The sequence below is a fragment of the Botrimarina hoheduenensis genome (genome assembly GCF_007859815.1).
Lineage (GTDB): Bacteria > Planctomycetota > Planctomycetia > Pirellulales > Lacipirellulaceae > Botrimarina > Botrimarina hoheduenensis.
Genome location: NZ_SJPH01000007.1, coordinates 141704 through 167028 on the forward strand (window position 1 = coordinate 141704; position 25325 = coordinate 167028).

At 63.4% G+C, this 25325-nt stretch carries 20 protein-coding genes, 1 tRNA gene and 2 pseudogenes; 16 read left to right on the top strand and 7 right to left on the bottom strand.

Annotated features, from left to right (window positions below; all coding sequences use genetic code 11):
* Positions 1-92: 92 nt before the first annotated feature.
* Positions 93-461: a TraR/DksA family transcriptional regulator gene (locus Pla111_RS14045; protein WP_146575079.1), complete on the bottom strand. Its 369-nt coding sequence runs from the start codon at positions 459-461 to the stop codon at positions 93-95.
* A gap of 296 nt (positions 462-757) precedes the next feature.
* On the opposite strand from Pla111_RS14045, the gene thrC reads away from it, so the two are divergent.
* Positions 758-2176 carry a threonine synthase gene (gene thrC / locus Pla111_RS14050; protein ID WP_146575080.1) on the top strand — a complete coding sequence of 473 codons (1419 nt, stop codon included), beginning with the start codon at positions 758-760 and terminating at the stop codon, positions 2174-2176.
* A gap of 153 nt (positions 2177-2329) precedes the next feature.
* Positions 2330-2386: pseudogene (locus Pla111_RS17690) on the top strand (hypothetical protein); the annotation flags it as partial.
* Positions 2387-2421: 35 nt separating this feature from the next.
* Here the strand turns inward: Pla111_RS17690 and Pla111_RS14060 are convergent.
* A tRNA-Ile gene (locus Pla111_RS14060) sits at positions 2422-2495 on the bottom strand.
* 376 nt (positions 2496-2871) lie between these two features.
* Between Pla111_RS14060 and Pla111_RS14065 the strand changes: the two genes are divergently transcribed.
* The 8 genes from Pla111_RS14065 to Pla111_RS14100 all read left to right on the top strand — a co-directional run bounded on the left by Pla111_RS14065 (position 2872) and on the right by Pla111_RS14100 (position 14658).
* The gene (locus Pla111_RS14065; RefSeq protein WP_146575081.1) at positions 2872-4527 is read left to right on the top strand and encodes a prenyltransferase/squalene oxidase repeat-containing protein; all 1656 of its coding nucleotides are present in this window, start codon (positions 2872-2874) and stop codon (positions 4525-4527) included.
* A gap of 98 nt (positions 4528-4625) precedes the next feature.
* Positions 4626-5510, top strand: a complete 885-nt coding sequence (locus Pla111_RS14070; RefSeq protein WP_146575082.1) for a hypothetical protein — start codon at positions 4626-4628, stop codon at positions 5508-5510.
* A 92-nt stretch (positions 5511-5602) separates the two neighbouring features.
* Positions 5603-6229 (top strand): MotA/TolQ/ExbB proton channel family protein, encoded by a 627-nt coding sequence (locus Pla111_RS14075; RefSeq protein WP_146575083.1) that lies wholly within the window; start codon positions 5603-5605, stop codon positions 6227-6229.
* A 62-nt stretch (positions 6230-6291) separates the two neighbouring features.
* Entirely contained in the window at positions 6292-6768 is a 477-nt protein-coding gene (locus Pla111_RS14080; RefSeq protein ID WP_146575084.1) for an ExbD/TolR family protein, read from the top strand.
* Between the two features lie 120 nt (positions 6769-6888).
* Positions 6889-7416, top strand: coding sequence for an ExbD/TolR family protein (locus Pla111_RS14085; RefSeq protein ID WP_146575085.1), 528 nt, complete (start codon positions 6889-6891; stop codon positions 7414-7416).
* Positions 7417-7513: 97 nt separating this feature from the next.
* Positions 7514-10831: an outer membrane protein assembly factor BamB family protein gene (locus Pla111_RS14090; RefSeq protein ID WP_146575086.1), complete on the top strand. Its 3318-nt coding sequence runs from the start codon at positions 7514-7516 to the stop codon at positions 10829-10831.
* Between the two features lie 51 nt (positions 10832-10882).
* Positions 10883-13252 carry an ABC transporter substrate-binding protein gene (locus Pla111_RS14095; RefSeq protein ID WP_146575087.1) on the top strand — a complete coding sequence of 790 codons (2370 nt, stop codon included), beginning with the start codon at positions 10883-10885 and terminating at the stop codon, positions 13250-13252.
* The gene (locus Pla111_RS14100; protein ID WP_146575088.1) at positions 13249-14658 is read left to right on the top strand and encodes a hypothetical protein; all 1410 of its coding nucleotides are present in this window, start codon (positions 13249-13251) and stop codon (positions 14656-14658) included. The genes Pla111_RS14095 and Pla111_RS14100 overlap by 4 nt, the downstream gene beginning before the upstream one ends.
* Positions 14659-14750: 92 nt before the next feature.
* Here the strand turns inward: Pla111_RS14100 and Pla111_RS14105 are convergent, their stop codons facing one another.
* The 4 genes from Pla111_RS14105 to Pla111_RS14120 all read right to left on the bottom strand — a co-directional run bounded on the left by Pla111_RS14105 (position 14751) and on the right by Pla111_RS14120 (position 18900).
* Positions 14751-16121 (bottom strand): serine/threonine-protein kinase, encoded by a 1371-nt coding sequence (locus Pla111_RS14105; protein WP_146575089.1) that lies wholly within the window; start codon positions 16119-16121, stop codon positions 14751-14753.
* A 218-nt stretch (positions 16122-16339) separates the two neighbouring features.
* Positions 16340-17224, bottom strand: coding sequence for a hypothetical protein (locus Pla111_RS14110; RefSeq protein ID WP_146575090.1), 885 nt, complete (start codon positions 17222-17224; stop codon positions 16340-16342).
* 194 nt (positions 17225-17418) lie between these two features.
* Positions 17419-18060: a hypothetical protein gene (locus Pla111_RS14115; protein WP_231931054.1), complete on the bottom strand. Its 642-nt coding sequence runs from the start codon at positions 18058-18060 to the stop codon at positions 17419-17421.
* 150 nt (positions 18061-18210) lie between these two features.
* Positions 18211-18900 carry an RluA family pseudouridine synthase gene (locus Pla111_RS14120; protein ID WP_146575092.1) on the bottom strand — a complete coding sequence of 230 codons (690 nt, stop codon included), beginning with the start codon at positions 18898-18900 and terminating at the stop codon, positions 18211-18213.
* Positions 18901-18998: 98 nt separating this feature from the next.
* On the opposite strand from Pla111_RS14120, the gene Pla111_RS14125 reads away from it, so the two are divergent.
* Positions 18999-19634, top strand: coding sequence for a Maf family protein (locus Pla111_RS14125; RefSeq protein ID WP_146575093.1), 636 nt, complete (start codon positions 18999-19001; stop codon positions 19632-19634).
* Between the two features lie 49 nt (positions 19635-19683).
* The gene (locus tag Pla111_RS14130) at positions 19684-20973 is read left to right on the top strand and encodes a formylglycine-generating enzyme family protein (protein WP_146575094.1); all 1290 of its coding nucleotides are present in this window, start codon (positions 19684-19686) and stop codon (positions 20971-20973) included.
* On the opposite strand, the gene Pla111_RS14135 is transcribed toward Pla111_RS14130, so the two are convergent.
* On the bottom strand, positions 20966-21706 hold the full coding sequence (locus Pla111_RS14135) for a TIGR04283 family arsenosugar biosynthesis glycosyltransferase (protein WP_231931056.1): 741 nt from the start codon (positions 21704-21706) through the stop codon (positions 20966-20968). The two genes, Pla111_RS14130 and Pla111_RS14135, sit on opposite strands and share 8 nt — an antisense overlap.
* A gap of 128 nt (positions 21707-21834) precedes the next feature.
* Between Pla111_RS14135 and Pla111_RS14140 the strand changes: the two genes are divergently transcribed.
* From Pla111_RS14140 to Pla111_RS14155, 4 genes and pseudogenes are all read left to right on the top strand, one after another.
* Positions 21835-22860, top strand: a complete 1026-nt coding sequence (locus Pla111_RS14140) for a Gfo/Idh/MocA family protein (protein WP_146575096.1) — start codon at positions 21835-21837, stop codon at positions 22858-22860.
* A gap of 93 nt (positions 22861-22953) precedes the next feature.
* Positions 22954-23151: pseudogene (locus Pla111_RS14145) on the top strand (transposase); the annotation flags it as partial.
* Between the two features lie 649 nt (positions 23152-23800).
* Positions 23801-24022: a hypothetical protein gene (locus tag Pla111_RS14150; protein WP_146575098.1), complete on the top strand. Its 222-nt coding sequence runs from the start codon at positions 23801-23803 to the stop codon at positions 24020-24022.
* A gap of 206 nt (positions 24023-24228) precedes the next feature.
* A complete protein-coding gene (locus Pla111_RS14155; RefSeq protein WP_146575099.1) occupies positions 24229-24984 on the top strand; it encodes a hypothetical protein in 756 nt (251 codons plus the stop codon).
* Positions 24985-25325: the final 341 nt, after the last annotated feature.

Here is a 25325-nt window from a genome sequence, read left to right on the forward strand (position 1 = left end):
GCGGGCGGGCCGACGCCGCGTTACTAAACCGCGTGACGGCAGCGCGTTACGACACCGCGTTACGACACCGCGTTACGACACCGCGTTACCACTCAGTGGGCTTCTTCCTGCTCAGCGCAGCGGACACACATGGGAGCATAGGGGATCGCGTTGAGCCGCATCTTGGGGATCGTCCCCTCGCAGCCGGTACACGTGCCGAAGGTCTCCTCTTCGATCCGGCGGAGGGCCGCATCGATCGACGAGATCGCATCCTCTTCGGTCTCCATGACGCTGAGGTTGAATTCTTGTTCGAACGCTTCGCTGCCCAACTCAGCCATGTGGATCGGCATGGACGAAGCCGCGCCGCCTTGTTCGGCGGCACCGTGTAGGGCGCTCTTGGCAAGCGCTGAAACATCTCCGCAAAGGCGTGCTCGCAAAAGCATCAACCGCTGCCGATAAGCTTCCAGGTCGGCCTTCTTCATAATCGCTTAGCTCCGAGGTCTCACGTTGCCGAGCCGGGGGGTCGCCCGCAATAGACGACCCGGGGGGGGCGAAATCATCGTTGAACCGAGGGCCGCCCCCCAGCGGGGGGCGGAAGAACGCTCACAGACCCGCTAGTTTACTCAGACCGCTCTGGTGCCGTCCATTGACGGGGTGCCGGGGTTTCGCTTGCCGGGCGGCTTAGGCTGGGCTAATCTTGCTGTAAGTCGTTTTCATACCTTGCGTTAAACCAATTAGCGTCCCGCGGCTCGCGAGATCCTGAGAGGCTGCTACTACCATGTCGACTGCCACCGCCACCGCGACCTCTGCCGCGGCTTATCAGAAGTGCATGATGCCCGCGTGCGGGGCGACCTACGACGTGGGTGAGGTTCATACGAGTTGCCCGGCCTGCGGTGCGCTGCTCGACATCACCTACGACTGGGACCGGCTGCCGACCCCCACCAGCCTGCGCGATTTCGAACGGAAGTGGTCGCGGAGGAACGAGCCTCTCGAACGCTCCGGGGTGTGGCGCTTTCGCGAGCTGCTGCCGTTTGCTCCCGACGAGAAGATCGTGTCGATCGGCGAGGGACAGACCCCGCTCCACCCTTCCGTGGGAGTTGCCGCCTATGTCGGCATGAATCCCGGACGGATGCTGCTGCAGTATGAGGGCATGAACCCCTCGGGCAGCTTTAAAGACAACGGCATGACCGCCGCGTTCACGCACGCCCACATGATCGGCGCCCAGCGTGCGGCGTGCGCCTCGACCGGCAACACCTCGGCGTCGCTCGCGCTCTATTGCGGCATGAGCCGCCTGATGCAGGCAGTCATTTTTATCGGCTCGGGGAAGATCAGCTACGGCAAGCTCTCGCAGGCGCTCGACTACGGGGCGCTGACGATGCAGATCACCGGGGACTTTGACGACGCCATGCAGCGTGTCCGCGAGGTCTCCAAGCGGCTGGGCATTTATCTGGTCAACAGCGTGAATCCGTTCCGTCTAGAAGGGCAAAAGACGATCATGCTGCGGGTGCTGGAGAGCCTCAACTGGCAGATGCCCGACTGGATCTGCGTGCCCGGCGGAAACCTGGGCAATTCGAGCTCTTTCGGCAAAGCGTTCCATGAGCTGCACAAGTTGGGCCTGATCGATCGCATGCCGCGCATCGCGATCATCAATGCGGCCGGTGCCGACACGCTCTATGAACTGTATGAGAAGCGGGGCCTACGCTGGAACGACGGCGCACCCGACACCAAGATCATCGACGGCTACTATGCCGAGCTCGACGCCGCCTCGGAGCGGGCCGACACGATCGCCAGCGCGATCGAGATCAATCGCCCCGTGAACCTGATGAAGTGCCTCCGCGCGCTGCAGTGCACGGGCGGGGTCGTACGCGAGGTGACCGACCAGCAGATCCTCGACGCCAAAAGCCAGGTGGCCGCCAACGGACTGGGTTGCGAGCCTGCCAGCGCCGCGAGTGTCGCGGGGGCCAAGATGCTGCGTGAAGAGGGCGTGATCGATCCGGATGAGCAGGTGGTGTGCGTCCTAACCGGCCACCAGCTAAAGGACCCGACCGCGACGGTCGCCTACCACTCGAGCGATCAGAACGAGTTCAATCGCGTGCTCGGCAGCCGGGGCGTGAACACCGCCACCTATGCCAACCGCGCGGTGCAGGTGGAGAACGACCTGGACGCCATCGTGCGGGCGATTCAGCTGAACAGCTGAGGCTTTGCTATCCAATCACGGCAAGGGCCACGCTGGCGTCGGCCGGACTGACGGTGCTGACGATCGCAGAAAGCCTGCCGCTAGAGGCCTGCCGCTTGCCGAGGGGGCCAGCGCTCATAAAGCGCTCATGAAGAAAGACGCTCCCTAACAAGTGGGAGCAGTGCCCTAAGAAGCGGGAGCAGTGCCCTAAGAAGCGGGAGCAGTGCCCTAAGAAGCGGGAGCAGTGCCCTAAGAAGCGGGAGCAGTGGGTGTACCAAGACTCGAACTTGGGACCTCAGCCTTATCAGGGCTGCGCTCTAACCAACTGAGCTATACACCCCGAGTGGCCGTCGGCCACGTCGAAGCTTCGTATCTTAAGGTCCGGACGACGTCTGTCAAACGGCCCTCGCCATCGATTTGTCCGGCGCTGAGCTCCTGATTGCAACGATCGCCCCGGGGGGCCGCAAAAACGGCGTCGGTAGCCGCGCTCCCGGGCCCGCAGGGGGCCGATCGACGTTGCGGCGCGTTGACGCCCTGGTGGGCAGGGAATTAGCCTAGGAGCTTAGGCCGCTAGCTTTTGCCCGACACCTGGCCCCCCGGAGCCCTCGACTCCGTGCGAGCAATCGTGTCCGGCGGGAGATCGGCCAATCACGCGAGTCCTCGGGGAAGGAACAGCCCCGACGCGTTGCGAGGGGCCCGACCCAGGTATTTTCTAGATGATCCGACCTCCGATCGGCCGGTTCGCGCGCAGGCGGGCACCGCTGTGGCTGCTCGCTGCGGCGGTTCTCGGCGGGTTGCCGGGTGGGGACGGACTACTCGCCCCCAGCCCCTGCTGGGCGCTCTCACCCGAGAGCCCCGAGGTGCGCAAGCTGATTGATGCGGGCCTGAAGGCGCTCGAGGAGGTTGAGCACGACGCGCAGCTGGGCGCAGGTTGCCTCTCAGCGATTGCCTTTATCAAAGACGGTCAGCGCAGCCATCCGCGGATCGGGCAGGCTGTTTCGCAGTGCGCTCGTGTCGCCAGCAATAAAGACGAGTTTCAAGCTCTCGATAACTACTCCTTCGGGTTGGCGTTAATCCTGCTGTGCGAAGATCGTTCGGACGATCACGAACGTCTGCTTCGTGTTTATCTGGATGAACTGCTCCGGCGCCAAAAACCCAACGGCGGCTGGGGATATTCCTACAGCAATGCGGGCGATACCTCGCAAACGCAGTACATGGCGCTGGGGCTGTGGGAGGCGCACGTCTCGGGGTACCCCATGCCGGCCGAAACGGTTCGCGGCTTGGTGAACTGGCTGATCAATACCCAGGACCCCAATGGCGGGTGGGGGTATCAGGGCGTGCTCGCTGAAGGCGACCAACTCGCCGCCCAGAGCCAGATATCCTGCACCATGGCAGCCGCTGCTCTGGGCAGCCTGATGATTGCCGCGGACGTGTGCGGCAAGCTGCGCGCCACCAAGGCCGAGATCAACGGCGAATCCGACGAGTTGCCCGAGGAGCTGCCCTCCGGCGTGACTCGGGCCAAGATCGGCGAGAAAGAACGGGGACGGGCCCGCGATATCTCCGCCGCGGTCGCATGGAAGCGAGCCTTCGAGACCATCGACAACGGCGATCGCTGGATGGACAAGAACTTTGAGTTGCCCGCTAAGAAGTACCCCATCTACTACTTGTACGCGCTTGAGCGCTACAAGAGTTTTCAGGAGTTTCGGTCGGGGGCGATCGATCCTGATCCGGAATGGTATCGATCGGGATACGAGCAACTGAAGGAGACGCAGGCCGCCAGCGGGCTTTGGAACGCCAGCTGTGGGCAGGAGGCCGACACCGCGTTGGCCGTGCTGTTTTTATTGCGTTCCACGCAGCGGAGCATCCAGGAGCGAATCGGCGAGGGGACGCTCGTCAGCGGTCGGGGGCTACCTAAGCACCTCAGCGGCGCACGCTTCTCGGGGGGGCGCGTTATCGCCGAGCTGCCGCCGACCGACGTGGAGGGCTTCCTCGAAATCCTCGATCAAGAGGACGCCGATCGCCTCGATTCTCTTGCCGAGGACCCCGCGGCGTTGAATCTGGAAGCGATCAAACAGGAAGACCTACGCCGGCTCAAGCAGCTCTTGCGCAGCGGCGGGCCCAGCGCCCGCTATGTTGCCGCGACGGCCTTGGGCCGACTGGCTTCGCTCGACAACGTGCCCGACCTGTTGTACGCCATGACCGACCCTGAACGCCGCGTTGTGCTCGCGGCAGACGACGCACTGCGCGAGATCAGCCGCCGCAGCCGTGGCTTCGGTCTCGAAGACGACTTTGACGACGCGGCCCGCTTTGCGACGATCGATCGCTGGAAGCGCTGGTACCTTGGGATCCGGCCGGGGGCCCCGCTCGAATAGCCCCGCTCGAACAGCCCCGCTCGAACAAAAATTAGTTCGCTGGTCTTGCTTACCCCCCTCCGCTTAAGCCTTCCCCTTACGCCCCTCGAAGCCTTTCTTTGCCACCCGCCCGCGTAACATCGACGAGCCGCTCCGCCGCCAGGCAGGGTGAGTCACACTACGCGCTGCAAGTCAACGCGTTCGACCGGGCGTCGAGCATCTTGACGGCGTTATTGGCGATCACGGCGCTGGTCGTCGCGGGGCTCGTCGTGGTGTTCTTTACGTCGCGGGTGGTGACAGTTACCGCGGCGATCCCGGTCGAGGCGGTTTCGCCCCTGCCGCGGGCGGACGATCCGGTCCGTGGTGCCGGCAACGAAGGAACCCCCGGCCTGGACAACGCGCCCGAACAGATCGAACCCGAGCTATCGGACAAGCTGAATCTGATGGAGGGACTCATCTCGTCGCAGACCGCGCTGTTCGACGACGAGGCGACCAACCCCTCGCAGCCGACCCGCGGCGACGGGCTGGGCGACTCCCGTTCAACAAACACCGATGGTACGGGGCGTTACGGCGAAGAGCCCCAGCGGCAGCTGCGTTTCGAGCCCGACACGCTCCTCGAGTACGCCCGTTGGATGGACGGAGCGGGTATCGAGTTGGGGGTGCTGGGGACGGACGATCAGGTTTATTACGCCACGAACCTCGCGCAGGACCGGCCCACGATCCGAACGGGAGACCCCGCCACCGAGGGGCGACTATACTTCAACACCCGCGACACGCCGCTTGAACCGCTCGATCTGCGGTTGGCTCGCAAGGCAGGCATCTCGGATAAGGGGACGATCATCCTGCTGTTCTGCGGTCCCGAAACCGCCCAGCGGTTGCTGGCCCTGGAGAAGGAAAAAGCGGGCGATCGTCCGCTGAATCAAGTGAGCGTAACGGTGTTCCGCGTTGAGCGGGCTGCCGGAGGGTTCAATCTGCGAGTCGAGGAACAACGCTACAAGTCCTGACGCCCCCCCGAAAAGTGCGGCTGGGCACGCGTCGCCCGCCTCCGTCACCATGCCACTGGCTTTTCGCCAACCTCTAACTCGTTCTGGCGACCATGCAGTTCGAACAGTTGTTTCTGATCATCGGCTACCTCATTTACGGGTTGCTGGCAGCCGTGGCGATGTGGGGTGCCTTTTGCGCGATCCTGGTCTGGCGCCGGGTCTCGGCGACGCGGTTTCGCAACGAAGAAGAGCAAGACGCTTTTCTTGACGAGCTCGATGAGCAGCTCGCGCAGGGCAAGATCGATAAAGCGATCGAGGTCTGCGTCGATGACCGCCGCGCGATGCCGCAACTCGCCCTGTACGCGATCGAGAACCGGGAGCAGGGGGCCGAGCGGATCGAACGCCAGCTCGCTGAGCGGTTTCAGCTCGACGTCTTGGCTGACATCGAGCATCGGCTCAGTTGGGTATCGACCGTCATCAAGAGCGCCCCGATGGTGGGTCTGCTCGGAACGGTGATCGGCATGATGGGGGCCTTCGCCAATCTCAGCTCGGGGACCAAGGTCGATACCGGCAAAATGGCCGAAGACATCATGTTCGCCCTGATCACGACCGCGCTGGGGCTTTCGATCGCGGTACCCCTGCTGCTGACCAAGGAAGGGATCAACTCACGCATCCGCAAGATGGAAGACCTTGTGGCGGCCGGGCTCTCGCGTTTGTTGGAGTCCCTGCGGTTGCGTTGACCTGCTGGGGAATGCCAACCCTTTGAATCGTTTATTGCGTTGAAACTCTTACGGACCCTTTCTTGCGAAGCTCGCTCGCCGCCTCACCGACCGCCGCCGCCGCCCGCCGCAAACGCGGCGGTGACGAAGAAGATATCGACATCACGCCGATGATCGACGTGACGTTCTTGCTGCTGATCTTTTTCCTGGTGAGTTCCGTGCCCGATCAGCAGACCGCTATCGAGTTGCCCGATGCGTTGCACGGCAAAGCGGTGAGCCAGCTCGAATCAATCGTGTTCACAATCGGTGAAGCGGGTGTCGGTTCGGCACCGGTTTATGCGGCGGACGGCCGTGTGCCCGAGGCCCAGCTTTCTGAGGACCCCGAAGAACGAGCCGGTCAGGTCCGCGACGCCATCGGCAAAGGCCTGCGTGAGAACAAAACGAGTGTTGTCATCAAGGCCGACCGCGGCGTGCCGTACCGTGAGGTCGCCAAGCTGATCTCCGATGCCTCGCAGACCGAAGGGGTGCGACTGCACCTGGCGGTGCTCGACAACGAGTAGCGATTCAACGAGTAGCGATTCAATCATTCACACGGTCCCACCACCTTCCCCTCAGCGCCACCGTCCCTCAGCAACACCGTCCCTCAGCAACACCGTCCCTCAATAACATCTTTTCCCTGCATGCAAAGCGGCAGCCCCAACAACGAAGCGATCGAGACGCCCGATGTGGTCGCGGCTGCGCTACCGATTTTGCGGGTGCGGGCCCGCGGAGGCGAAGACGACGAGCTGGACATGACGCCGATGGTCGACGTGACGTTCTTGCTGCTGATCTTCTTTATGATTACCGCCGCGTTCGCTTTGCAGAAGGCGATCGAGGTGCCGCCCGCCAGTCAGGACCAATCGGCATCGGTGCAGACCGTTGAAGAGTTGGAAGCCGATTCGATCGTGGTGCGTGTCGATAGCGACAACATTTACTGGGTCGGCTGTCCCGCATGGACCGAAGAGAAGCGTTCGCCCAGCAAGCAGTCGATGCGGACCCGGGTGCGCGAGGCGCGCGCAGCGCCCGGCGCAGTCGAGGCGTTCAATCGCTTGTTGGTTCAGGCCAGCGGAGATGCCACGCACGAGTTTGTCGTTGCTGCGCTCGACGCGGGCTCTTCGAGCGGGGTCGAACAGATCCGCGTGATGCTGTTCGAGGACGCCGACGAGTAGCTGCTGACCGAATTGTTGCCGACATCATACGGCCATCCCCCCGTTTGTGATAAACGCCGCTTAACCCTTTCTACTGATCCCCCGCAACACCGCCGCCGTGCTCACCGCCGAAGAATTTATCGAAGCCGTTGCCCTCCGGCAGCTCGTTCCCGAGTCGCTGTTGAGTCGGCTGCGCCAAAAAGTCAGGGGCAGCAGCGGCGTGCTCTCGGGTGCCGCGGCTGCCCGTTTCCTGGTGGAAGCGGGGGCGCTAACCCAAGAGCAAGCCGACGAGGTGCTGAACAGCCCGTTCGGCGAAGCGCTGCTCGCTCCCGACGACGAGGAGCTCTTTAGTGTCGTCGCGGATGAGGACGATCTGCCCGCGGCTCTGTCGGATGAAGTCGCCCCCGAAGTCGAGTATCTCGACTCGGAAGGGCTCGACGCCGACGCATCGGCCGCGTCCGAAGACGCGCCCGCGGCCCGCTCGACCCGTCGCCGTCACTTGAAGAAGGCCAAGGCCAACGAGTTCGATTCACCGCTGTTCCTGCTCGGTGGTGGCGGTTTGGCGTTGCTCTTGCTCGTTGGCGGTGCGCTGGTGTTTCTCATCGGAAAAGAGTCGGGAGACGAGGTTTTTCGCACCGCTCAGGAATCGTACGAGACCGCTTCCTATCAGCAGGCGATCGCCCGCTTCGAGAAATTTGTCGCGGATTACCCGACCCATGCCGAGCACAGCGCCGCGCGCGTGCGTCTATCGGTCGCCAGAATCCGCCAGGCGCTCGACACGGCCCGCGATCCCGCGTTGGCGCTCGAGATTGCGGCGACCGAAACTCCTCTCATCGAAGACGAAGAAGCGTTCTCCGAAGCCCGCGGTGAGCTGGCGGCTTTGCTGCCGCAGATCGCGCAGCTCTTGGCCGAGAAGGCCGACGCCGCTTCGCGCAGCGGCGACAGCGCGAGCGCGGCAACCGCGGCGAAGGGGGCCGAGCAGGCGCTCGCGATGATTGCCAACACGAAGTACGTCCCCAAATCACTTCGCGAAGAGAGCGAGCTCTCCGCGATTCGTGCGCTGCTGACCCGGGTGGAGCTTCGGGCGGAAGCCCTTGAGGCGCTCAGCAAGGTGATCGAAAGGATCGAGAGCGCCAGTGGCGGCGGTGAAATCCGCGATGCTTTTGCGGCGCACGCCGAGTTTGTGCGGGCGTATCCGCAGCTTGCCAGCGAACCCAAGCTGATAGCAGCGCTGGGGGTTGTGGCCGAGGCCGAGCGTGTCGCTGCCAAGTTCACCGCCGAACCGATTCCGGCTGAGACCGGTGCCGCGGCTTCTTCGGTGAGCCGCACGATTGCGGTGGTCGATCGCACGCTTGCGGGGGAAATCGACGCCCCGGGTCTAATGGTATCGGTGCATAACGGTTTCGCTTACGCCGTCGAGGCGGGTACCGGTTCGCTCCGTTGGCGTAGGCCGATCGGGGTGGAAGTCACACCATCACAGCCGATCGCGAGCGGTGACGCTTGGCTGCTTGTCGATGATCGTCGCCGCGAGTTGGTGGCGGTGGACGCCCAAACCGGCGAGGATCGTTGGCGAGCTCCCCTTCCTGGCCCCGGCTCGACGCCTCTGATCGCCGGCAAGCGGGTGTTGATGACGACCGAGGCGGGATCGCTGTTGGCTTTTGAGGCGGCCAGCGGCCAGCGCGAGGGTGCCGTAGTCTTCGCGCAGCCCCTGCGGACCCCGCCGAGCCGCGACCCGGTCACCGGCCGACTCTACGTTTTGGGAGAGAGCGCGTCGCTCTACACGCTCGATGCCGATTCGCTGGATTGCCTAGCCGTAACCGTCACGGGGCACGCCGCCGCGAGCATCGCCGTTCCGCCCGCCGTTATCGAGCGCACCTTGTCGCTTATCGAGAACATCGGCTATCAGACCGCCGAGTTGCGGGTCTATCGTCTGGGAGACGGGGGCCTGCCCGGCGAGTTGCTCGCGCAAGAACGTCTGGAAGGGGCGGTGACGGCTCCGCCGGTGGTGGCGGGCAGACGCCTGGTGGTCGCGACCGACCGGGGGGAAGTCTCGATCTTCGAGATCACTTCCAACGCTGATAATGTCCAAGTGAATCGCGTGGCCAAGCGGTCGCCAGGACGCGACGCGACGGCGACCCAATCGATCGCTTACGCTGAGGGCGCGCTGTGGATCGCGGAAGAGCGACTGCAGAAAAGCCTGGCCTCGCTCGCTGAGAATCGGCTTGTCGTGGAGCGACTGCCCGAGGACTTTTCGGGCGATCGCTTTGTCGGACCACTCGTTGTAAACGGTAAGGCACTGCTGCATGCGCGCCGGTTGAAGGATCGCGATGCGGTCGCCTTGGCGGCGACCGACATGACGACGGGCAAGCCTGTCTGGCAGACCGAGGTTGCGGCCCCACCGCTCATGACTCCGCAGACACTGGCTCGTCCGGCGGGAGTGATGACCGTTAGCAAGTCGGGAGCGGTGTACCTGATCGACCGCGACGCGATCAGCGCCGGCGTGATCGACCGAGCGACCGCTACAGCTCCTGCACGGCGTGGCCTGTCCGAGAGATACACGCAGTTAACGTCGCTGGGAGGCGGGCGATTGGTGATAAGTAACCCGCAGCAAGACCTTTATCTGGCGGTCGCCCTCAGCCCCCGGCCGCAAGCAGCAACCATCCGTTTGCCCGAGACACTGGCAACCGCTCCTACGGCGTTGGGGCAGGGGTGGCTTGCCCCTTTAGAAATCGGACAGGTTTTGTACCTCGACCAGGCGGGCCGGAACCTGGCGACCCCTTTCCAACCGACGCTGCGTCCTGGTCAGCCGATTGCTTGGGTTGCGCCCGCGGCGGGGACGGTCGATGGCACCGCTGTGGCGGTGATTGCTGACGGGGTTGAGATGGTGTACGGCTTGCGAGTTTCGGCAGACGGTGCGGCGCTCGAACTAGCCGGCTCACATCGCCTGGAAGGCGCTCAACCGACCGGACCGATCACGCTTGTTGGTCGACGCGTGCTTGTCGGGCTCAGTGCCGGCCGCATGGCGCTTTACGAGGAGCCCGCCCTTGGTGAACCACATTTTATCGAGATCGGGGCACCAACCGTATGGGGCCCCTTCGCCGTGGGCGAGAACGACTCAACGCTGGCGCTGCTCGCGACAGCCCCGCAGCAGGACAGGGCGAGCGAGCTCGTGCTGCTCGATACCGCGGGCGAGGGCAGGGTCGTCTGGCGGCAAACACTGTCCGACGGGATGCCACTCGGAGAGCCGCTGACGGAGGGCCCCGGCGTATTAGTGGCAACCGATCGGGGCGTGCTCCGAAGATACTCGCTCAACGAGGGAGAGACCCTCGCGCGGGTCGATCTGGGCCAAACCCTCGGCTCGGGTCCCAGCCGGTCGGGAAGCCGGCTGCTCATCTGCGCTGCCGACGGCGCGCTGCTAGTCGTGTCGAGTCCCTAAATCGCTGAATCGTTGTTGCCCGCCCCTTTTTTACCTGTCTCTCCGTACCCCATGCACTTCTTAGCCAAGACCAGCCAATTGCTTGGCGCGCTAGCGGGGCGAGAGGGGGTGCCGCTGCGGGGCGGCCTGCTCCTGGCGGCACTTGGTGTTGGGCTCCTCAGCGGCACCTTCTTGCGGGCAGAACCGCCCGTCGAGAGCGCCGAGCCGTTCGACACGATTGTCTTGAAGCAAGGTACCGAGCTGCGTGTTGAACTGTTGCCGCTGCCTACTCGTCGAGGGTTTCGTCTACCAACCTCGGGGCGAGTGCAGGCAGTCGCCCGCAACGCCGCGGCCGAGCAGCTCACGATCGAGTGGTCGGCTGTTGGCCGGTTGGTGTTGTTTGAAGATCGGCTGCTTGAGTCCGCGGCCTCGGCGCTGGGTGAGCAAGACTTCGGCAAAACGTTCCGGCTGCTGGTTCGTCTGGAGCAGTTAGACGCGGCCTGGCCGGGGCTAGAAGTCGGCTTTCAGAGGCTGCTCCGTGCGGAGGCGCTCGCACGATTCCGCAAGGGCCAGTACGACCACGCCTTGGCTTTGTTGCAAACCTTGCACGAGCGGTCCCCTTCCGCCAGCGGTACCGCCAACGCGGTTGACGCGGTGGGCAGCCAGATGCTCGAAGCGCTCTGGACGGCCGAAGATTATCGGGGCATGCGCACGACGATCGACGTGCTCAACACACAGTTCCCCGGCCTCAAGCTCCGCACGCCGAAAGTCTGGGAACAGCGCTTGCTGGTCGCTCAGCAGGCCCTGTTCGATCAGGCCGAGGCGGCACTCGCCGCGGGCGAATTCTGGGCGGCGCGTGAAAAAGCGCTCGGTGCTGCGGCGCTGCTGCCGCTAGGCGAGCGTGGCGAACGCCTGCTCTCGCAGATCCAGGGGGCGACGCCCGCCGTGCGGATCGGCGTGTTCGTCCCGGCCCCCTGGAAAGCGGCACCCCCGCGTCGCGTGGACCGGCCGGCATCGCGCAGGCTCGGACGTCTCAGAAGCGATGCCCTGGTCTGGCTCGACGATTACCGCGGGCAGGGGGGCGTCTACGGATCGCCGCTGGGCAAGGTCATCGCGGCCGACGATCGCCGTTCGGTGAGCCTCCTGATCGATCCGTTGATTCTGCAAACCGAGGCGGACGCGGCCTACTTGGTGGCGCGGGAGTTGTTGACGATTACCGCGGATCCCCCAGCCGCTTTCGCGCCGCTGGCAGAATTGCTCAAGACGGTGCGGGTGGTCGCACCGGGGACCGTCGAGCTGGGACTCAAGGTGCCCCACCTCAATCCGCCAAGCCTGTTGCTGGGCCCGCTCCCGCAGTCGCTGGAGGGTATCGCCCCGCAGGGCTGGAAGCTGAACAAAAAAACCCGCGACGAGACCGTCTACGAGAGTCAGACCAAACGACCAACCGGTTTTTCCTACTTTGCCGAAAAGCGCTACAGCACCGACACCGACGCGGTGCGTGATCTGTTGGCGGGCGACCTCGACGTGCTTGCCGACGTGCCACCCTGGCGGATCGCGGCGCTTCGCAAGTCCGAGGCGGTGGCGGTTGGTCGCTACCGCACCCCCACGCTGCACTGTCTTGTGGTGGGCCCCAAGTCGCGGCTTGCGGTCGAGCGCGATACGCGCCGGGCGTTGAGCTACTTGGTCCCACGCGACTACTTTGTCGAAGAACTGCTACTAGGCGGCCGGAGCGAGAGCGGTTTCGGTCCGATCTCAGGGCCGTTTCCTTACGGCCTGACCCTGAGTGATCCGCTCCGGTATGCCTATCAAGATTCGATCAGCCCCCAGGCCCACGAGCCGCGTCTAGCAGGGCTCCTGTTGGCGCTGGCAGCAAAGCTCCAGCGCGAGGCGCAGGGCTCGGCACAGGTAGAAGCCGACACCGACACCGACACCGACACCGAAGCAGAAGCCGATGCGGAAGAAGAAGACCCCGCACCGCTGGTGCTGATCTACCCGCCCAGTCCCGTCGCCCGGCTTGCGTGCCAGACCATCGCCGAGCAGTTTTCGGCCATTGGCTCCACGGTCGTGCTGCGCGAGATCGTCGATGAAATCGAGCTAACCACGACCACCGATTACGATCTGCGCTACGCCGAGATCCGTGTGGACGAGCCGATGACCCAGGCGTGGGAGGTGCTCGGTCCGGGCGGCGTGGCGGGAGACTGTTCTTCGGCGTTGTTGGCGGCCCTGGAACGCGTGCCCCGCGCGAGCAGCGGACAGCAACTCAGCGAAGCGATGGCGGATATCTTTCAAATCGCTTACGGCGATCTGCAGGTGATTCCCCTCTGGCAAACGGTCGATCATTTCGCGTGGCGAAAAAGTCTCGCCGGCTTGCCCGATGAAACGGTTGATCTCTATCAAACGTTTGCCGATTGGCAAAACCAGAGCCGACGGGGCAAGCCATGATCTGCTTCCGAAACCTTAGGCTGTCGCTCATCGCGTTCGCGCTGCTGGCGATTCTCGTACCGTGCCGTGGTGTCGAGGCGGCACCGGCGCTGTGGACCGCCTCGCCCTATCGCGTGCTGGTGCGTCTCCAGGGCCAGGGTCCCCATCTGACGACCGAATCGGCACGGGCGGCACTCTCCCGTGAGTTGGAATATCGATTCACAGCAAGGCTGGGTTCATTCTGGCGTGCTCAGATCGATTGGGCTTCTGGCGATACCGTTGCCGACGGCTTAGAAGCCCCCCCGCTCACCGGTGCGCCGACGCCCCACAAAGTCTTCGACATCCGGCTCGCCGAAGCTGACGGCGTTACGCTCACCACGCGTGAGTACGACACAACGCTGGGACGATGGAGCAACCCGCTGGTCTCCTATGCCGCGGAAGTGGCTCTGACCCCTGATGCGGTGTTCAGCGCCGTGACCGATGTGTTCCGTCCGATCGCAGCGTTTGATGTCGATCCCGAGGATCCGAGTCGTGTGTGGTTGGCGTTTCGCGGGGCTGAGTTAGCGCCCACCAACGCAATCGCGAACGTTGCCGCCGATGCGGTGCTGCTGCCGTTCACCCGTCGCGTGGATCGGCAGGGAGAGCCCCTGCCCGAGGGGGCCAAGATCACGCCCTGGACTTACTTGATTGCGCTTCCCGAGGCGAAGGATGCCGACTCAACCCGCAGCACGGCGCGCGTGGTGAGCCATACGCGGCTCCCGTTTGGCTCGCGGCGTCGGGGGCGGGTCGAACAGATCGCGATCCCGGTGCGGCGCGAAGAGCGGGCTCCGACTCGGCTCCGCTTGGTCGATCAGCAACATCCCGAACAGCGACTGCGCGGCTACGAAGTGCTGCTGAGCGAGGTCGGGGCGTCCGATCAGCTTGAACGATTGACTCGTACCGATGCGGCAGGCGAAGCGCTGATCCCCGCTACCCGTCCGATCGTTATGGCGCACGTACGCTGCGGTCGCGCTGTGGTGGCGAGCTTGCCGATTGTCGCGGGGGCGGAGCCGGTGGTTGAGGTGGCCTTGCTTAACGAGTCACCGAGGCTGCAAGCCGAAACACGCGTTAGCCAGCTGCAAGAAGAATTGTTCGACGTTTCCGCACGGCGGAATCTGTTGTTGGCACGTGCGCGGGTCAGTCTGGAGGAAGGCGAGGGCGACCGTGCGCGTGAGCTGATCCAGCGGCTTGAGCGGCTGCCCGGACGCGCTCAGTTCAGCCAACGCATCACCCGGCTGGAAGAGCTGTATCGTGCCGATCATCCGGTTTCGAAGCAGCGTTTGGAACGGCTATTTTTGAAGACACGCGAAGCGATCGCGGCCGCTTTCGATCCGCGTGCGGTGCGTGACCTTGAGGCCGAGGTGCTGTCCAGCCGACCCGGTGGCTGATCCGTACCCCGCCGTATGAGCGATGCCCCAACGCCTCAGCCATGTCCTCGGTTGCTGCGTCGCCACAGCGTTACGCGGAGCTTCTTGCCGCGCTAACCGCCGGTGAAACGGCGCCACAGCGAGCCGCTCGGACCCGGTGGTTCCGAAGCGGGCGTGTCGCCGTCGTCGTAAACCGGGTCCTCCGCTTCTTGCTTTTCTCGCTCGTGAAGCTGTTCGGCGACACGGCTCGAAACGTCGGTCGGCAGACCGATCGTGTCCGGTAGGTTGCCGCTCGGATCGTTGGTTAGCAGCCGCTTTCGTTCGGTGGGCCGCAGCAGCGCTTGCGCCACGAGATCGGCCGCGGCAAGTTGATCGTGCTCGCCGTGCAGCCAGCGGAGCGCGTCGACCACCTGAGCGGCCGATTCGATGCGTTCGCGGGGGTTCTTGGCCATCATGCGTCCAAGCAAATTGATCGCTGTAGGAGAGAGTTTGTCGTTTAGGGTCAGGGGATTGGTTGGCTCGTCGGACACGTGACGACGCATCTTTTCGAGGTGACTGCCACCGGGGAACGGAACCTTGCCCGTGAGCGCGTAGTACAGTGTGCAGCCGAGCGAGTAGATATCGCTGACCGGCACAATGCGGCCCGGATGACGGATCACCTCGGGTGCCAGATAGTCGCTCGTGCCAACGATCTTGCCCTTGCCCTGCGGCGTGACGCCGGTGGCGTCCTCGTCAAGGAACCAGGCTAGTCCCAGATCGATCACCTTGACGTCTCCCTCGGGCGTCAGCAGCAGGTTGCCGGGCTTCACGTCTCGGTGTACCAGTCCGCGGCGATGGGCGTAGTCGATCGCCACCGCGGCCTGTTCGATCAAGCAGGCGGCAACCCCTTCGGGGAGCGGTCCCATGCGGCGCCGGATCAACCGGCGGAGGTCGATTCCCGGCACGTACTCGGTGACGAGGAAATACGTTTCGCCATCGCGATCGGCGTAAGAAACCCGCACCAGGTTCGGGTGGTCGAGCTGCGCTTGAGCGCGGATCTCGTGCCGGAAGCTGGCAATGGCCTCAGGCGTGGAGCGGTTGTGCGGTAGCACCTTGATCGCTTCGACGCGTCCCAACAGCTCGTGTTCTCCCTTGAACACGTGCCCCATACCACCGCTGCCGATGGAATCGAGAATGCGATAGGCGCCGAGCGTGAACTTGGTGCGTCCCTTGTTGAGCTGCTCGATCTGCCAACGATTCACGCGGCCTGATTCGATCAATAGCGCCGCGTAGTATTCGTCTTGTTGCTGTTCATTCTTGGGCAGCTTGGCGACTACCGCCGAATCAATGCGATTCAACAGCAGCGCATCGACCAAACCGCTCGTCACGAGCGCTTGACGGAAGAGCGTCGAACGCAACGCGCCGCCTGCCAAGTCATTGGCAGAGGGAAGAGGCGGGGGCTCAAACGAACCACCACGCGGCGGCGGAGAAGGGGGCGTAGGCAAGAGCGCGGCTCAACGAGATGAAAAGCCCGGCTGCGACCCAGCCAAGCGCCCCGCCAACATAGACGCAAGCTTCCTGCGCCTGCAAACCCTTATGAACGATTCGATCGCTAGCGGCTGACCTTCTGCCCGAACGTGCTCCTAACCGCGTAAAAAAAACCTCGATGCGACTCTGCACGGCAGAATCGCATCGAGACTGATTAGCAGAGATTGGACCTTGCTCAATACTCGGCACCAAGGCGGAACGTGAAGCCGCTCCAGCCGGCGTCGGTCAGGTAGGCTTCGTCGGAGGCGTCGCCCTTAATGGCCGCATCGCTCCAGTTCTGTAGCTCAGCGCCGGCTCCGTAAACCAGCGTTACGCCCCGACCGATCCGCGTTCTGCCTTCATAACCAGCGGCGAGTTCCACTTGCAGGCTGGTGTTGTCAAAACCCATGCCCGTCGAGTCATCGAGATCGCCCTCATCCGCGAGGAAGACATCGCCCGCCACAACCGACAGACGGCTGCGAGCGTACAAGCGGTGGTTGCAACGAATGTATTGGCTGAGTTCCAAGCCGGTCGTAATGCCGACGCCATCGACGGTCCACTCGAGGTCGGTGTCGTCGTACAGATTAAACTCGCTCCAGCGGATGCCACCGAAGCCCTCGATGAACGTCGAGCGGGCGATCTGCACCCGCTTGTAGATTTCGGCGTCGAAGGTGTAAGCATCGACGGCGACAAAACCGCCACTGCCCGTGGTGGGGGCGGACTCGTCGAAGTACCAGTAACGGACTCGTGCGCCGAGACCGTCGCAATTCTCGACACCCAGCGTAAAGCGGGGTGAGAACTCGAAGTCGAACTCCGCGTTACCTTTGTTGCCGATCATCTCGCCGGCGTCGCTCGACTGCACGCCGCCCGACTGGTTGTACTTGAGGAACATAAAGTCGACGTCGAAGACCACGGTTGGCATTCCCGTGTTGCAGCAGCAGGCGTTACTGTAGCCGCAGAGTTCGATCGCCGAGTCCATGTCGCTGGCCGAAGCCAGTTGGGCGTCGAGCTCGGCGCCGTGGGCACCACCACTGATCATGCACGCCGCCAGCGCAGCGATCGCCAGAATGTTCCGCCTCATCGCGAACCCTCCGTGGTTCTAGTTGTTAGCTATTCCTTGATTGGACGCCACGTCAGACGCTGGCGGCCCGAGCTAACTTCTTCTATCGTTCCACAGAGATGCGGAAACCAGCATGGGGCGTTTGCTGAGCATTCCTAACGCAAGCCGCATAATCCGAAGTCGTGCCGAGTCGTCGGCCAGTCGGTCTGCCATAGCTAGCGAAGCAGCGCTTCGGAAACCGGTGGAAGTCGTCGGCACTGGTTTGCGGAAGACGGCAAAAACTCCACCGTTGTTGGATACCCCTGAGCCGGCACCTGAGCGATAGTGCTGCTAGCAATCGTCGGTGGCACTTCGCCTTCACGCAGCGTGCGCAGCACTAACGCGTCGAGCTGGGGCAGGCTGTAGAAGTCTTTCGCAAACCGCTTTCCGCTGCTCTCTACAGCGATAAACACATCGGTCGTCAGCGGTTTGGACCGCACGTAGAATCGCTCCGTTTCGAGCGTGCTTAGCAGCGTCTGCAACTCAGATGTTGGTATTACTAGATTGCGAACAGCCGCAGGCGCTGGCGTCTCGGCAGCCTTGCCGAACTTACGGGCCCACCAGCCGAGTTTCTCGTGCTGCGGTTCAACGACAAGGGTAACGCCAGCCTGATCCGGCGTGCCTGTTGTAGAAGGCCCCTCGATCTGGAGCAGACAAAGCGACGCCGGAGGAAAGCTCCCACCTCCGCTAGCAACGTTGAGTCGATCGGCCTCAGTGACGTAGGTAACTTTAACGGCTTCGGCGTTGTTGCCGCGGGGTTGCTCGGCGCGAGCGAGGACCGCTAGCGCTCCCTGTGCTAGCACAAAAACTAGCGGCATTAATAGCTGTGCTGCTCGGCGCATCGTCTTGACGGGAACCGTAGCCGACCATCCGTGCGCCTCCGCAGGCGCGACCCCTACTTCCGTTGTCGTCGGAACGCCAAGAAGTCTTTAGCAGTGGGGCCTACGGAGCTAGTGGCTACGACCAACTTACGGGGTCGAGCGTATTTCCTTCATCTCCGCGTCGAACCATTTGTTCCAACCTTTCGGCGGTGGCGCTTCCAGAAGCAGTGGGGTTCGTCGCACGGGGTGCTCGAGCGCCAAACGCCACGCGTGCAGCGCGATGCCCGGCTTGTAGGGGCGCGTGGCCCCGTACTTAGCATCGCCCACCACGGGCGTCCCTACTTTGGCAAGCTGTACGCGGATCTGGTGCTTACGGCCGGTGATTAAACGCACCTCCAGCAGGCTGGTCTCGCGCTCGCGGGCAACGACCCGATAGTGCAGCCGCGCCAGTTGAGCGCCCGGTGAATCGGGCTGAGTGGCGTAAGTCTTGCGGTTGCGTTCGTCGATTGCCAAATGATGTTCGAGGGTCGCTTCGTCCGGTTCGAGCCGCCCTTCCACGCAGGCCAGATAGCGTTTTTCCACTTCTCGGCCTTTGAAAGCAGCCGTCAGTCGGGCCGCCGCTTTGGAGGTGCGCGCCAGCAGCAGCACGCCGCTCACCGGCAGGTCGAGCCGGCTGACAACCCCCAGGTACACCTCGCCCGGCTTGTTGTACTTGTCACGCAAATAGGCTTTGGCTTGTTGGACAAGCGAGTCACGCTCGGCTTCGACTCCCATGGTGGCCAGCCCCGCGGGTTTAGCGACCGCCAGCAGATGGTTATCTTCAAATAGCACCCGCATAATCGTTTACCGCCTTAATCGTCCGCGAATCGGCCACCGCCGCGCCCGCTGTTGGGCAGCTTACGGCGAGAGGCGCTTGCTCCCCCCCCAATTAGCCAATGTGTTCGCCCCAGCTGATCCTTGCCAGTGCCTCACCCCGTCGCCGTGAGCTGCTCGAAGCGGCCGGTTACGCTTTTCAGGTGGTATCGCCGCGCGAAGGGGCCGAACCCGAGGGCGCTTGCTCGGCCTGCGGACCGGCCCAACTGGTGGTTGATCTGGCCGTGGCAAAGCTCCGCGACGTGCTGGATCAACTCCGCCTAAAAGGGGCGCAAGCAGATCCCCGGCCAACTACGCTGGTTCTGGCGGCCGATACGGTTGCCGAATGCGGCGGCCAGGTGCTCGGCAAACCCCGCAACGAAGACCACGCCGTGGCTATGATGCGGATGCTTAGCGGCACCGAGCATCGAGTTTACACGGGGGTGGCGCTCGCGACGCTCACCTCCCGCGGTCAACCCTACGCCGAAGCGGTTATCACCACTCTACGCATGAACGATCTGAGCGAGGCCTGGATTGCCAACTACGCGGAGAGTGGGGCGTGGGAAGGCAAGGCGGGCGGCTTTGGCTATCAAGATGGACTGGGCTTTGTCCACGTAGTTGCCGGCAGCGAGTCGAACGTTGTTGGCTTGCCGATGGAGCGCGTTGCCGAGCTGTTGGCCGATCGCGGTGTTCACCCCTCCTTAAAATCAACCCTCTGAGAACCGCCGCGTGCTAAAGGTATCTTTCTCAACGCCCGGGCGAATCTTGATGACCTCAGCCCCAATTGTCGTGACACTGGTCCTCTCAGCGCTGACGGTGCTGGGCATCGGCACGAGCAGCTTCGCGCAGTCACCGGCGGAAACGCTCAGCGCGCCTCGGGGGCTTGTCACCGAGCCCCCCTCGGAGGGCCTCGTGATACCAACTCCCAAGGGCCACATGGTTGCCTACAACCAGACGCTGCCGGGCTCGGAGGCCACGATCGAGATGGTGCCGGTCCCGGGCGGCGTGGTGCGCATCTCAGTAGCGCCTTTTGATGCAGAGGATGCCACAGCAACCCCCGAAGAAGAGTCATACATCGAGGTCGAACTAGCGCCGTACTGGATCAGTCGGCATGAGATCACTTGGGAAGCCTACTGGCAGTTCATGCAATTGGACGCCACGTTCACCGGCATCGAACAGCTACGGACGCTATCGCGTGGTCCGCGGCGATCCCAAGTCGAGCAGACGCTTGCTCAGCACGCCAATCTGCGGGCAGCAATCCTTCGCGAGCCAGAACTTTGCCAGATCGACGCGGTAACGGCACCAACGGCTTTGTATGACAGCAGCACCACCTACGAATCGGGTCGCGAACCGAATCTGCCCGCGGTGTCGATGACACCGTTCGCCGCCAAGCAGTTCACGAAGTGGCTGAGTCGCCTCACGGGGGTGAGTTATCGCCTGCCGAGCGAAGCCGAATGGCAGCACGCCGCACAAGCCGACGCCGCCGCTGAGCCGAAAGATCTCGATGCGGTCGCTTGGACGATCGACAATTCCGATTACGTGGCGCACCCCGTCGGCCAGAAGCTTCCCAATGCGTGGGGGCTGCACGATATGCTCGGCAACGTGGCAGAACTGGTGCTCGATGCCGCCACGCCCGCAGGTCGCCCCGCGCTGTCCGGCAAACGTGTTGATTGGCAAACCGCCATCGCTTGGCCCGAGCAAGATTACCCCATGCAAGCAAAAGGGGGGCACTATGACTCTGAGCTAGAAGAGATCAGCGTCACCGCTCGGTTGGTTACCAATCCGGACTGGAAGGACGCCGACCCCAATCTCCCACGCAGCCCTTGGTGGTTTGCCAGCTATCCGTCCAACGGAGTAGGCTTCCGGCTTGTAAGGCCTATGATGCCGATCGATGCGGAGCTTGCCTCACGTGTCTGGGATGCTGACACAGACGACGTGGTGCGCGCTGTCGAAGATCGACTACGCGAGGGACGCGGCAAGGTCGGCTGGATCGCTCCGCGACTGCCTGCGGCAGCGCGTGAGCTGGAAACGCCTGAAGTGTCCGCCTTGCTCAAGTAGCAGGCGGCAAAGATTCTCCGCGCTCTTCGGCGGGGGAGTTAGGCGGCGCATACCACGCAACAAGCCGTTCGGCCGGAGTACCCAGGAGGAACGCCGACAGTATTCCCCAGTTGCGCAAGGTCTGCCGGACAACGCCCGTTTGCTGCCAGCGGCGGGCTGAGACCAGCAACGGACCCGGGACGAGAACGGGTCGGCCATAGCCGCGTTCTCGGCGTTGCCGGCCGAACCGCTGCATCAACGCAATCTCTTCCAGGAGGGGAAGCGGCGGAACGCCACCCAGGGCTTCGAGCGCTTCGCGCCGCAGAAAGATTGCTTGGTCCCCGTAGGGCAGGCCCAGCCATCCGGCGCGGAAGGCGTTGCCCTGTTCGAGCAGCCGATAGCCGAATCCCGTGGCGTCGATCCGTTGGCGGAAAGCGCCGCACACCACACGCGGATTGGTCAGCGCCCGAGCGATCTGCTCGCCCGCCGTGGGGGGGAGCCGATTGTCGGCGTGCAGCATCAGCAGGACGTCGCCCGTGGCCCGAGCGATCCCCGCCCGCAGTTGCCGCCCGCGGCCCCGGGGGGCGTTTATAACGGTCGCGCCGGCAGCCTGCGCCCGGTCCGTTGTTCCGTCATCGCTGCCGCCGTCGGCAACAATTACCTCTGCCAAGGGGGCCTGGGGGCAGTCGATCGCGCGAGCGCTGGCAATCGCCCCCGCGACATTTGGGGCCTCGTTCAGCGTCGGTAAGATCACGCTAATCCGCACGAAAGCCGTTTCTAACTGGTTTTGTGGTTTTGGCTGCCGATTCCTTATACTGTCTGCTGAACGCTTCCCGAATGCGGCGAGCGGATCTAGGCGGGAATAAATCAAGGATCGGCTGCTTGAAGCTACGCGTCGGAGTCGTGGGCCTGGGCCCTACTTGGCAGAGTCGGCATCAACCCGCGCTCGCAGCGCTCAGCGGGCGTTACGAAGTCCGCGCGGTCTGCGATCCGGTTGCGCACCGCGCCCAACAGGTCGCGGAAGAGTTTCACGCGCGCCCGATCGATGGCTTTCGCGCGCTCGCCTTTGCGGAGGATATCGACGCGGTCCTGATGCTGTCGGGACGCTGGTTCGGTGCCTTGCCAATCCACGCGGCCTGCGACGCCGGCAAGGCGGTCTATTGCGGTGCTTCGGTCGAGATGCAAGCCGAAGAGGCGTCGACCCTCTGCGACCGGGTCCGTCGGTCGGGTGTCGCCTTCATGGCAGAGCTGCCCTTCCGATTGGCCCCCGCTACGATCCGTCTGAAGGAACTGATCGCCACGCGTTTGGGCGAACCGCGACTGATGTTCTGCAACGAGCGTCATGTGGCCCAACCCTGCGCTGAGCATTCGGGTCCGGGCGGTATTAAGAGCGGTCCGCCGAGCCACACACGCCGCTTGATTGAGATGGTCGATTGGTGCCGTTATGTCGCGGCGAGCGAGCCAACCAGCGTTCAGTGCGCAACGCACCCTTCCACCAGCGGAACCGAAGAGCATGACTACTCGCTCGTAACGCTTGAGTTTGAGCCCGATGCGAGCGCGCCGGGCCGGCCGGTCCTCGCTCAGATTGCTTGTGGCGGCTACGTGCCATCCGGGTGGACCGAGGCCGCCGCGTTCCGCCGCGCAGCAGACCTGCAGGTGGTGTGTGAGCGCGGCATCGCGTTTCTGGACCTGCCCGGTTCGCTGGTGTGGTTCGACGAAGCCGGCCAGCACATCGAGTCGCTACAAGATGAGCGCCCGCTCGGCGAGCAGTTGCTGATGCAGTTTCACCGTTCGGTATCGAGCCTGGTGCTGCGTCCTTCGAGTCTTGAAGACGCCTTTCGGGCGATGGGCATCGTTCTGGCAGCCCAGCGCAGCGCGAAGTCGGGGCAACGCACCGATTGTCGTTAGAACGACACGGCCTATTGCCCCATCCCCCGTTTCCTGGCCCAAGCGGAGTGCGAGTTTTTTCAGTACTTGCACTTGTAAGGAGGGCCCAGAGCTATGCCGAGGAAGCGTTACACGGAAGAGCAGATCGCGTTCGCGATCCGCAAGCACGAATCGGGGACAGCGATCGCCGAGATCACCCGGAAGATGGGGATCGCGGAGCAGACGTTCTACCGTTGGAAGAAGAGGTACGCCGGGATGGGCGTCGCCGAGGTCCGCAAGCTGAAGAGCCTTGAAGAAGAGAGCAATCCGCTCTGGGCATGCTGTTTCCTCCGAAGAACGCCGTGAGCGATGGGTTCGAAGGATGCTGCGCTGCGACAGTCGCACGAGCGATCAACGCGAGAGCCGTGCAAGTGCCCTAAGTGTTCCAGATTTGTTCCAGGCCGATCCGGGGGGTCTGACGGAGAAACTTTGTGTAAGTCGTTGATGGGCAACGAGAAAGAGAAGCACGCCCGGCAGGACTCGAACCTGCGACCTGCGGATTAGAAGTCGCACAGCACGCATGCTAACAACACTACAACACCGGAAACGCCGGGAGAAACGCTAGTGCGTTGGTGATGCGTTGGCGCGTTGTTACCACGTTAGGTAACATTTGAGGTAACACCCGCGTCACTACACCCCCGCAATTATTTTGCGTCGCAGCTACCCTGCTGCTCGCATCGCGTTATAATCGCGACATAATCACCAGATGATGGCCCCCGCGGATCGAGCCGCGAAGCGGGCCTGTAAGTGAGGGCAGAGACCTAGAAGGCCGCGCTCGATGCGCCGCCCCGATTCTGTCGGGATAAGGGGTCTCTGCGATGCATGCATCGCCCCGCGCCTCACCCTTCCACATTGGGGGGGTGAGGCTGCGCGCTCTGTTGCCCGCCGCATGCGCCCCCGTTAGCCCAGCGGAGGCCGTGCTATGCCAGCAGCGAAACAAAAGCGGCGTTCTGAGCCGTCGAAAATCGATCCCCAAGTTTTGTACACGCTGCGCGAGTTCCAGCGGGCGACCGGCCTAGGGCCTACTTCCATGCGGAAGGCCCGTGCGGCTGGCGTCGAGCTGAAGACCCTACGCGTTGGGCGCTGCAAGTACGCCCGGGGCGCCGACGTAATCCAGTTCATCGAGCGCGCGGCCGCTATCTGAGGGGGCAAACCGGAAAACAAGCCGGGCCGCCCGCTGTGGAGGCAGGGCGGCCCGGCTTTAACTTGGAGAACGCCATGGATTCTACCGAAGGCCGGTTGAAACAACGCGCGGAATCTTGTGGACCACGGTTCACAAAACGCCGAACGAAGGCGGAAGTTAGCCTTCTCAGGCAGCGGATCGTCAACGTAGCGGCAACTTATCAGCCGTTGACGCTGCGCCAGCTGTTCTACCGATTGGTGGTGCGGAAGCACATTCAGAAGACCGAGGCGGGCTACAAGGCCGTCGGCCGCTTGACGGGCCAGTTGCGCGAGAGTGGCGACCTGCCTTGGTCGTGGATCGTCGATTCTTCACGCATGGTTCGACAGAGAGCCAGCTACAGTGGACTGGGCGAATTCCTAGAGCAAACCCAGCGGCTGTACCGCCGCAATCTCTGGCAGGATCAGCCGGAGTACGTGGAAATCTGGTGCGAGAGCGAATCGGCTGCGGGCGTGCTCTGTGCGATCACTTACGAATGGGGAGTTCCATTGCGGCCTTTCAAGGGCTACGGATCGCGGACGTTTCTCTACGAAGTAGCGCGAACGCTTCGGGAACAAAACAAGCCGGCGACGTGCTACTACTTCGGGGACCGCGATCCGAGCGGCAACGACATCGACCGCAGCGCGCTAGAAAGTGTTCGACGGTACGGATCGGGAGAGTTCCGTTTCGTGCGGGTCGCGGTCACGGAGAAACAGGTGTCCGATTGGAGCCTACCCGGCGCGCCGCCGAAGCGTACCGACTCCCGCGTCAAAAACTTCCGGGGGCCTTGCGTCGAGCTGGAGGCTATCGAGCCCGACCGGCTTCGCGACTTATGCCGAGACTGTATCGAGCAACACATCGACAGCCACGCGCTAGAGCAACACAGACTGAACGAGAAAGCCGAGCGCGAGACTCTCAACCGAATGCGCGAGAGTTTACCAGGCTGAGATTTTGTGAACCGTGGTCAACAAAAAAGCCCCCGAAGCGCGACCAAACGCTTCGGGGGCAAGAGAGAACGCCGAGCTGGGCGAGCATCGACGCAGCGTATGCGGGATCCCCAAAGGGGCTTAGCTGTCGTGTGACCCGGAAATTATAAGCGCTACCCGCAGTCGCGGGCAAGCCTCCGGGTGTGGCCTTCCCCCGATCTATGTACCACCTGCGATGAGATAATCGGGATTGTTGAACTCTACTCCGCTGGCCCTCCGTAGCGGAGGGGCCTGCTGAGGCGTAGCCGAAGCAGGCCCTGGAGCGGAGGTGGGCCAGCGGGCGGCGAACACGGCCGGGGGGA